Origin of the sequence: Paenibacillus ilasis, from assembly GCF_043195395.1 — a bacterium.
GTDB classification, from domain to species: Bacteria; Bacillota; Bacilli; order Paenibacillales; family Paenibacillaceae; genus Paenibacillus_AQ; species Paenibacillus_AQ lautus.
In genome coordinates this window covers 65,402-75,052 of sequence record NZ_JBHDJG010000007.1, presented here as the reverse complement: position 1 = coordinate 75,052, position 9,651 = coordinate 65,402, and the positions used below count along the sequence as shown (strand labels likewise).

Below are 9,651 nucleotides of genomic sequence, written 5' to 3'. Positions count from 1 at the left end.
AGCCCCCCTCAAGATGAGATTTCCCAACTAGTAAGACCCCTTGAAGACGACGAGGTAGATAGGTTGGAGGTGGAAGTGCAGCAATGCATGGAGCTGACCAATACTAATCGGTCGAGGGCTTATCCAACATATTTCAATGTGCTGCAAATTTCGTTTCGTATCTAGTTTTCAGGTGATCAAGCATCTGAAGCCGTTTGGTGGCGATGGCGGAAGGGTTCCACGCGTTCCCATACCGAACACGACCGTTAAGCCTTCCAGCGCCGATGGTACTTGGACCGAAGGGTCCCGGGAGAGTAGGACGTCGCCAAGCGAACAACCATAAAGGCCGTTATCGAGCAATCGATAGCGGCCTTTTCCTATATGGAGGTAACTTATTATGTTGCCCCTTGATCAGCGATGGTTCTACTCCACGCAGGCGCTAAGTTAGGTACCAGCTATTAAGCTGTATGATTGGAAGTTGCCGCATTCTTCGAACAACAGATTCAATACTTAAAAAGACGATTCCGCCGAGATCGTCTTTTTTGTTTTTGTTTCAGGAACCAACAATAAAATCATGAGCGATATTTTCCTTTGTGACCTTTATATTGCCTTATATCCCTATTGGTACATCATGCGCACTCCGTTATCTCTGCGAGCAGTGGTGTGTCCGGGCACTCATGGATAGCTGCCAACCCTATATACTTCATGACTTATGCTTCAACCAGGTTCCTAACATGCCTCTGTTCATAAGGCAGCGCTGTACGTGGAACGCTGATAGGTTCACTGTGGCGGATAAACCCCATCACAATCTGCTCGCCAGGCTTCAACGATGTGGTCTTATCCTCCAGCTCATCATAACGTTGGATATCAAACGAGCTTTCAAATAAAAATTAGGCTTTACAGAACCAAAACACTAGTGTACTATTTAACTATGACACCGATACAATAAGGAGTGGGAGCAAAGTATGAACGGGAACGGTTCAAATGAAGCAACAACCAATATAGAGAACGCCTCAACCGACTTACAGGATAAGATACAATCTTCAAGCTCTTCGGATAAGAAGTCTAATAATGGTCCAGTCGTTCTTACCGTTGAACAAGTCACCAAAACGATTGGAAAGAAGAATATCGTTGATGGATTATCCTTTGACATTCATCGCGGTGAAATCGTTGGTTTGCTTGGACCGAACGGCGCCGGCAAAACAACGACCATTCGGATGATTGTAGGGCTGATCGAGATGACCCAGGGCGATGTACAGGTGAAAGGACACAGCATCAAGAAGGACTTCGTTCAAGCCGTTCGCCATATCGGGGGCATCATCGAGAACCCGGAATTTTATCCGTATATGAGCGGTTATGACAACCTGAGACAGTACCAGCGGATGTCCGAGGGAGTGACCATCACCAGAATCATGGAGGTTGTCAAGCTTGTTGGACTCCAGGATGCCATTCACAAGAAGGTGCGTGCGTATTCCTTGGGGATGCGCCAACGGCTTGGAATAGCGCAGGCCTTGCTGCATAATCCATCCATCCTCATTCTTGACGAGCCGACGAACGGCCTGGATCCAGCCGGTATCCGCGAGATGCGGGATTACTTGAAGCAAATCGCCAAGGATGAGGGAATTGCCATTCTTGTCTCCAGTCACCTGTTGTCGGAGATGGAACTGATGTGCAGCCGTGTGGTCGTTATCCAGGAAGGTAAACTCGTAACCGAGCGTTCTATCGGAGGGACGGTCATTAATGAAGAGTTAACCACGGTAAGCTTCCGCGTGAATGACGTGGCCATGGCTGAACAGACCATTAGGCATCTGAAAGACATCACATTGCTCAACACCCAACTGGAGGAGGGAATCATTACCCTTCAACTTCAGGAAGAAGATATTCCTTCGCTGATCCAGTCACTGTGTGATGCACGGGTACGGATTTACCGGGTGGAAGAGATCAAATCGTCACTTGAAGAAGAATTCTTAAAATGGACAGGAGGCAACCGCATTGCGTAGCTTTGGAAATCTCGTCTGGAATGAATGGCTCAAAATGTTTAAGAAACGCAGCTTTTTCCTGCCATATGCACTTTTGGCCGGAATGGTGGTCTTCACGGCGTTCTTGCTCTATAAGTTTTCTGGTGGGGGCAGTACCGGTTATGAATTTGCCGAGATAGCTGTAACAACCAAGGGAATGGGGCAAGTGCTGACCCTGCTTGCCATTGTCGTGACGGCCGGAGCCGTAGCGAAGGAGCACAGCATGGGCACGATCAAATTGCTGCTTATACGTGCACAGAGCCGCACCAAGATTTTGGCATCGAAATACGTTGCCGTATTGATTTACATCTTAACACTAGTGGCCTTCATGTTTGCTGTAGCCGTGCTGACGGGTCAAATTACGTTCGGTATGGATGTCGGCTCCGTTACGCTTGGCGATGTGCTCATTGGAGCAGTGAACAATCTGGTGTATACGATCGTTTATGTAACGCTAACCTTTATGGTAGGCATTCTAACGAGATCTACCGGTCCTGCAATCGGCATCGGCATGTTCATGGTCATTATGGAAAGTATGGTGGTACAGCTGCTTGCGCGTTATTCCTGGTCTAAATACCTGCTGTTCCTAAACGTGGATCTTTCCATGTACAGCGGAGGCGCAGGCTCCCCGATTCCAGGCATGAGTTTAACATTCTCAATGATGATGCTCGCTGCATATCTCCTCTTGTTTCTTGCGATAGGCTTTGTTACGTTTAAAAAACGGGATGTCGCATAAGGGACCTGAGTTCGAGGTAGAGCGGCGGAAAGGAGCAACCCGACAGTGAGTATAGAATTCGACAATAATCTGCCGATCTATTTACAGATCATGACGTATTTAAAGAAAGAAATCATCATCGGTAAACTGCAGCCCGGTGATAAAATCCCATCGGTTCGAGAATTAGCGAGTGAGCTTCAAATAAATCCAAACACGGTGCAGCGAACTTTTCAGGAATTGGAGCGTGAGGGTATTGTGGAGACGCGGCGGGGATTGGGCCGATACGTGACAAGCGAGGAACCTAAAATTATGGAAATCAAAAAAGAAATGGCAGGCGATCTGCTGGAACGCTTTATTCGCGGCATGCAGGAGCTTGGCTTTAAAGATCAGGATATCATATCGATCGTGGAAGATGCTGTGAAGCAGCCATGATCCATAGCGGAGGTGAAATCATGGTGGAGAATCTGTTGCAGGTAAGGAACGTGACCAAAACGTATGCCGGTGGCCGCAGAGCGTTACATGAAGTTAATCTGGATATTAACGGTGGGAAAATCATTGGTTTGCTGGGCACCAACGGCAGCGGAAAGAGCACGCTTATGAAAATTGCCGCTGGGTTGATCCAGCCGACAACGGGCGGCGCTTACGTGAATGGCAAACCGGTCGGCCTGGAAACCAAAGCCGTCGTTTCCTTCATGCCGGATCGGCCCGTGACGGAATCCTGGATGAAGGTATCGGATGCGGTGGCATATTTTAAAGATTTTTATGAGGACTTTAATGTGGAGAAGGCCCGCAACATGCTGGAATTCATGAATTTAAAGACCCATGATCGCATCAGTTCCTTGTCCAAAGGAATGAATGAGCGCCTGCAGTTATCACTGGCCTTGTCCCGTGAAGCCCAGCTGTATATGCTGGATGAACCGATTGGCGGAGTGGATCCGGTAGCCCGGGGGAAAATTTTGGACGCGATCGTTGAATTCTATAACGAGGACAGCAGCATTATCATTTCGACCCATCTGGTCCGGGATATCGAACGGATATTTGATGAAGTGATCTTTATTCAGGGCGGCGAAATTGTCATGCATGAGGAAGTGGAGAACATCCGCCTAAGACACGGAAAAAGTGTGGATGAGATGTTTAAAGAGGTGTATGCGGAATGATGAGACTGTTGAAATACGACTGGAAGAGAAATTCGACTACGCTGCTCGGCGCTTTCGCGATTCTACTCATCGTGCAGATTGCGATCACGGTGACAGGCTCGATCAGAGACTGGGAGCTTGGCGTTATGTTTGGTTTAAGCATGCTGGCGTACGGCTCTGTGGGCGTCCTGCTGCTGGTGGTCGCTGGCAAGAACTTCGGCTATAACATAAAGGCATATCACCGGCGTTTACTCCCCGTACGTTCCGTGTGGAATGTTGCTTCATCACTTATACTGGCATGTGTAAGCTTGCTGGTACTTGGCATATTGATGGCTGCGCATTTATGGTACTACTGGAGCTCGGCGGGCATTTGGGGAAATATCAATTTCGCGGATGTTCCCGTTTCGTATTATGTCGGGCTTGCCCTGCTGATGGTATGGAAATTCATCTATTTGATGATTGCGATATTTTTTGCAATTACCGTGGCCAGCAGCATCACGAAGAAGGGCAGTACCTGGATCGGCATTCTGGTGTTCTTCGTATTGCAATACGTTCTTGGCTGGCTTAGCCAAGTCCTTTTCGGAGAAGAGGCAGCGTGGGTCGGACCTATGGCCAGCATTTCATTTTACGAGAAAGAAGCAGACATTACGGTATCGACAGTGCAATATACATTAGCATGGGGGGCACTTGCTTTTGAAGTGGTATTGGCCGCCTTGATCTTGTATGCAACGGTGTACCTCATTGACCGCAAGGTTGAGGTTTAACCAAAAGAGATGATTGGAAATCGGTAAGACGAATGAACAAGGTCTAAGCTATAGAACGAACAAAGAAACTGCCTATCCCAGGGCAGTTTTTTTGCGTTTGGAAGGAGATACACGGGTAAAACAGAACTAGAAGCATAACCGTACTCGTACTCCGCGAGAGTGGAACCCTTCCTTACATCATGTAAGATGAGGATAAAATACGGAAATGTATTTTAAACATTATAACGTTATATTCACGTAACGCACGTTCTGTGCTATGCTATAACCACGATACTCATTACACAATGTAAACCGACCGATAAGAGGATCCAAGGCTGGTACGGCAAGGCTGAAGGAGTGAAGCTATGAAGATATTGGAACAGCGTTTTATTATACGCAATGTAAAGACGGTACATGATGATAAACCCTTTGACATTGTCATGGAGAACGGATTTATAACCGAAATAACGGATGCGAATGCGAACCCGGCACACGGTGCCAACAGTTTCGATGGTACGGGATTATACGTGTCCAGCGGCTGGATCGATATGCACGTCCATGCGGTCGCCAAGCTGGAGCCCTACGGAGATGCCATCGACGAGATCGGCGTTAAGCAAGGGGTTGCCACCATTATCGACGCAGGGAGCTGCGGCGCGGATACGATTGGAGAATTGGCAGCCGAGGTTGCAAGGGCCAAGACGAATGTATTTGCTTTTTTGAATATTTCCCATATCGGTCTGCAGCGGGTTGACGAGTTGTCCAGTCTGGAATGGATCGATGCTGAGAAGGTAACAAAGGCGGTATGCACGTATCCGGATTTGATCATTGGACTCAAGGCCAGAATCAGCAAAAGCGTAGTCAAGGATAATGGGGTAGAACCGCTTCGACTCGCAAGAAAATTGTCCGGGAAAACGTCACTGCCGCTGATGGTACATATCGGGTCAGGGCCACCGCCGATTAAGGAAGTATTGGAGCTGCTTCAGAAGGACGACATTATCACTCATTATTTGAACGGGAAAGCCAACAATTTATTTGATTCGGACGGGAAGCCGATCCCTGCCCTGGTGGAAGCGATAGCTCGCGGCGTTCATCTGGATGTGGGTCATGGAACAGCAAGCTTTTCGTTCTTGGTGGCGGAGTATGCGAAAGTCCAAGGGATTAAACCTGACACGATCAGCACCGATATTTATCGCGGAAATCGCATCAATGGCCCGGTGTACAGCCTGGCTAATGTCATGACAAAGTTCCTGTATTTGGGGTACAGCTTGCAGGAGGTGATCTCAGCGGTAACGGACCATGCAGCAGGATGGTTGCGCCGTCCGGAGCTTGGCCGAATTGAAGTCGGCGATGCCGCTCACCTGACGTTGTTTGCCCTGCGGCAGGGTGCTATGAGTTTAACGGATTCCGAAGGGGAGACCCGAATCGCTGATCGATATATCGAACCTAGAGGAGTGGTAGTCAATGGATCATTCATTACATGCTAAATACGGGTTGAAACGCGTGGTAAATGCCAGCGGGCGCATGAGTATTCTTGGCGTGTCGGCACCGACAGATACCGTCATGGAAGCGATGCGGATCGGTGGGCAAAGTTACGTGGAAATTGCGGATCTGGTAGATAAAGCGGGTGATTACATGGCACGCATCCTCGGTTCCGAGGCTGCGGTCGTTGTCAATTCTGCCTCCAGCGGTATCGCTCTTTCCGTGGCTGGAATCGTCACCGAAGGCAATCGCAGGCGCAGTGACCGATTGCACCAGGAGCCGATCGCGAAGAACGAGATTATCATGTTTAAGGGACATAATGTGCAGTATGGGGCCCCCGTTGAAACCATGGTTTATCTTGGAGGCGGCAAGGTCGTAGAGGTAGGGTACGCCAACGAAGGGCGTAAGGAGCATATCGCGGAAGCAATTAATGAGCGTACAGCCGCCATTTTGTACGTGAAATCCCATCACTGCGTACAGAAAAATATGATTTCGGTGGAAGAAGCGGCAGAAGTGGCCCAGGCACATGGACTTCCGCTGATCGTCGATGCTGCTGCCGAAGAGGATATTCAGAAATATGTGAAATACGGGGACCTGGCCATATACAGCGGATCCAAGGCAATTGAAGGCCCAACCTCCGGCATTGTCGGCGGCAAACGTCAATATGTGGAGTGGGTGAAGGCGCAGCTGCATGGTATTGGGCGCAGCATGAAGGTCGGCAAGGAAACGACGTTTGGATTGCTCCAGGCGCTGGACGAGTATATGGTGAAGGAAGCTAAGAGTGAACAGGAGAAAGCAGCGCTGGAGGAAATGAAGGCTCTATCCAAATTGCCGGGCATTGAGGTCAGCATCGTTCAGGACGAAGCGGGAAGAGCGATCTTCCGAGGGCGAGTGAAAGTCGATGAAAATACGGCGGGGATCAGTGCCAAGGCTATGAACGATCAGCTTCGCGAAGGCGATATTGCTGTATACACCCGGGATTACGGCGTACGTCAGGGATATTTCGATATCGATCCTCGCTCGCTTTCCGGGGATGATTTGCAAGTCATTATCACAAGAATACAACAGATTGCAGGGGGAAACTAAGATGGCAAATATGGAGAAACGTCTTTACAGAAATCGCGCGGCACTGAACGTACTTGCAGGCAGCATTCAGAATGCGAAGGACATTTTTGAAGCTTCGGAAGGGCATGTGCTGGTCGGCGTATTGTCCAAAAATTACCCGAACGCGCAAGAGGCCGTTATTGCAATGAAGGAATACGGCGCCGTTATCGAGGATGCGGTATCGATCGGATTGGGTGCCGGCGATAACCGTCAAGCTGCGGTGGTAGCCGAGATTGTGAAAAGCTACCCAGGTACGCATATCAATCAGGTGTTCCCGGCGGTCGGTGCTACACGTGCCAATCTGGATGGCAAAGAAAGCTGGATTAACAGCCTTGTGTCTCCTTCGGGTCAAGTGGGCTACGTGAATATCTCAACCGGACCGATGAGTGCTGCCGGGTCGGACAAAGCCATCGTACCTGTAAAAGCGGCCATTGCGCTTGTGCGCGACATGGGCGGTAATGCACTGAAGTACTTCCCGATGCAGGGCTTGAAGCTGGAGGATGAATACCGCGCGGTAGCGAAGGCATGTGCGGAGGAAGGATTTGCGCTTGAACCAACAGGCGGGATTGATAAAGAGAATTTTGAAGCCATCGTGCGCATCGCATTCGAAGCGGGAGTGCAGCAGGTCATCCCGCACGTGTACTCCTCGATTATCGACTCGGCAAGCGGAGATACGATCATTAGCGATGTTCAAGAGCTGCACCGCAAGCTAAAAGCGCTGGTTGATCAATATGCCTAAGACGATTGCCGCATATGGCGAAGTGATGATGCGTCTTCAAGTACCGGGATATGCTTCCTTGGCTCAAGAGAGTCATCTGAATTACTCCTTCTCCGGCACGGGTGTAAACATCGCCTCGGCTGTGGCAAGGTTCGGTCATAACGGCTATCTGGTCAGCACGCTGCCGGATAACCCGCTTGGCGAAGCAGCGATTTCCTACCTGCGCAAGCTTGGCATCGACACTTCGCTCATTAGCCGCGGAGGCAAATATGTCGGCATGTACTTTCTGGAGAATGGCTTTGGCGTAAGACCCGGACGTGTAACTTATACGGACCGACTGGGCAGCAGCTTTAATACGGCAGAGGATGCCATGTACGATTTCGGTGCGATTGCTCAAAAGATAGACATGATCCATTTTTGCGGCATAACCCTTTCCATGAACGACACGGTACGGGGCCAAATGAAGACGCTGGCTCGTGAAGTTAAGGCTAACGGGGGAACCGTTGTGTTCGATTGCAATTATCGTCCCTCTTTATGGGGGACAGACCGCTATGAGTTTGCCAAGCCGCACTATGAGGAAATGCTGTCACTTGCGGATATCGTCTTTATGAATGAGAAGGATGCTATCTATATCCTTGGCATGGAGACGACCCGTGAGGATCGGAATGAACAGCTGCAGGAGTTGATTCCGAAGGTGGCAGCGAAGTATAATATTACGGTTGCGTCGGGTACTCACCGCAAGATCAACGGGGATAACACCCATTCCCTGCAAGGCTATCTCTACACGGATGGAGCGTTTCATTTTTCCAAAACCTTGACGTTTTCCGTCCATGACCGTATCGGCGCGGGTGATGCTTACGCCAGCGGGGTGATCCACGGGATCTCGGAGGGTTTTGAACCGAATCGGACGGTTGACTTTGCCGCAGCTGCGGCGATGCTTGCTCATACCGTAACAGGGGATACGCCGACGGCGAACGAACGCGAAGTGCTTCAGGCAATGAGTCATCATATGTCTGACGTGGAAAGGTAGGAGAAGCATGTCGATCACGCGGAAGAACGGTCCGTTATACTTGCAAATCAAGAAGATCATAAAAGATCGGATTCTGCATGGGGAATATCCACTTGGCTCCCATATTCCTTCCGAGCCGCAGCTGGAGCAGGAATTTAACGTTAGCAAAATGACGGTCCGCAATGCGATCCAGGAGTTGTATCAGGAAGGGTATGTAGAGAAGCGGAGCGGGGTAGGAACGATTGTGACCCGGAACACGTCCTTCTCCAAGCTTTCCAAAGGCAAGCTGTTTACCGAGATTCTGGTCGAAGAAGGACACCAGATTCGGAAGCGTCACCTGAAGACGGAATGGGTGCTTAATGAGCCGGATAGCGAATTGTTCTTAAAATTCGGGGAGCGGTGCCTGCTTATTGAACGATTGTATTTACTGGACGGGAGTCCTTTTATTTACTACACTCACTACGTGTCATCCCAAGTGGATATGGGTGAAGAGTTCGGTTCCACCGAACTACCGTCTCTCTATGACCGCATCGAGGAGAGTCAAATTACGCTGGAGAATTTCCGGGACCGTTTTCTGGCGACCGTGGCAAATGAGGAGATTGCCTCCTTGCTTGAAGTAAGCATAGGCACGCCGTTACTAAAACGGCTCAGATCCTCTTATGACGGGACAGGCAGCATCATTGAATACAGCATCGGCTATTACAATACGGAGTTACAGCACTACTTGATCAGTTATGATGCCTAAGGGTTTAG

Annotated in this window: 10 protein-coding genes and 2 rRNA genes; all 12 read left to right on the top strand. The window is 49.6% G+C overall.

Translation table 11 applies throughout. From position 1 onward, the window contains the following. Positions 1-127, top strand: a 23S ribosomal RNA gene (locus ACETK5_RS31775); the annotation flags it as partial. Positions 128-193: 66 nt separating this feature from the next. Beyond that, positions 194-310, top strand: a 5S ribosomal RNA gene (rrf, locus tag ACETK5_RS31770). A gap of 634 nt (positions 311-944) precedes the next feature. Next, on the top strand, positions 945-1,979 hold the full coding sequence (locus tag ACETK5_RS31765) for an ABC transporter ATP-binding protein (RefSeq protein WP_394059664.1): 1,035 nt from the start codon (positions 945-947) through the stop codon (positions 1,977-1,979). Beyond that, positions 1,972-2,730 carry an ABC transporter permease gene (locus ACETK5_RS31760; protein WP_394059663.1) on the top strand — a complete coding sequence of 253 codons (759 nt, stop codon included), beginning with the start codon at positions 1,972-1,974 and terminating at the stop codon, positions 2,728-2,730. Before ACETK5_RS31765 ends, ACETK5_RS31760 begins: the two co-directional genes overlap by 8 nt. A gap of 45 nt (positions 2,731-2,775) precedes the next feature. Next, positions 2,776-3,141, top strand: a complete 366-nt coding sequence (locus tag ACETK5_RS31755) for a GntR family transcriptional regulator (RefSeq protein WP_100541576.1) — start codon at positions 2,776-2,778, stop codon at positions 3,139-3,141. A gap of 20 nt (positions 3,142-3,161) precedes the next feature. Beyond that, the gene (locus tag ACETK5_RS31750) at positions 3,162-3,866 is read left to right on the top strand and encodes an ABC transporter ATP-binding protein (protein WP_394059662.1); all 705 of its coding nucleotides are present in this window, start codon (positions 3,162-3,164) and stop codon (positions 3,864-3,866) included. Then, positions 3,863-4,609, top strand: coding sequence for a hypothetical protein (locus ACETK5_RS31745; RefSeq protein WP_394059661.1), 747 nt, complete (start codon positions 3,863-3,865; stop codon positions 4,607-4,609). Before ACETK5_RS31750 ends, ACETK5_RS31745 begins: the two co-directional genes overlap by 4 nt. Positions 4,610-4,962: 353 nt before the next feature. Further along, complete coding sequence (locus ACETK5_RS31740) at positions 4,963-6,072, top strand: amidohydrolase/deacetylase family metallohydrolase (RefSeq protein ID WP_394059665.1); 1,110 nt, start codon at positions 4,963-4,965, stop codon at positions 6,070-6,072. Next, complete coding sequence (locus ACETK5_RS31735) at positions 6,050-7,153, top strand: DgaE family pyridoxal phosphate-dependent ammonia lyase (protein ID WP_394059660.1); 1,104 nt, start codon at positions 6,050-6,052, stop codon at positions 7,151-7,153. Before ACETK5_RS31740 ends, ACETK5_RS31735 begins: the two co-directional genes overlap by 23 nt. A gap of 1 nt (position 7,154) precedes the next feature. Continuing rightward, complete coding sequence (gene dagF / locus ACETK5_RS31730; RefSeq protein WP_326120789.1) at positions 7,155-7,910, top strand: 2-dehydro-3-deoxy-phosphogluconate aldolase; 756 nt, start codon at positions 7,155-7,157, stop codon at positions 7,908-7,910. After that, on the top strand, positions 7,903-8,919 hold the full coding sequence (locus ACETK5_RS31725) for a sugar kinase (protein WP_394059659.1): 1,017 nt from the start codon (positions 7,903-7,905) through the stop codon (positions 8,917-8,919). The genes dagF and ACETK5_RS31725 overlap by 8 nt, the downstream gene beginning before the upstream one ends. Positions 8,920-8,926: 7 nt before the next feature. Continuing rightward, entirely contained in the window at positions 8,927-9,643 is a 717-nt protein-coding gene (locus tag ACETK5_RS31720; RefSeq protein WP_100541569.1) for a GntR family transcriptional regulator, read from the top strand. Positions 9,644-9,651 lie beyond the last annotated feature (8 nt).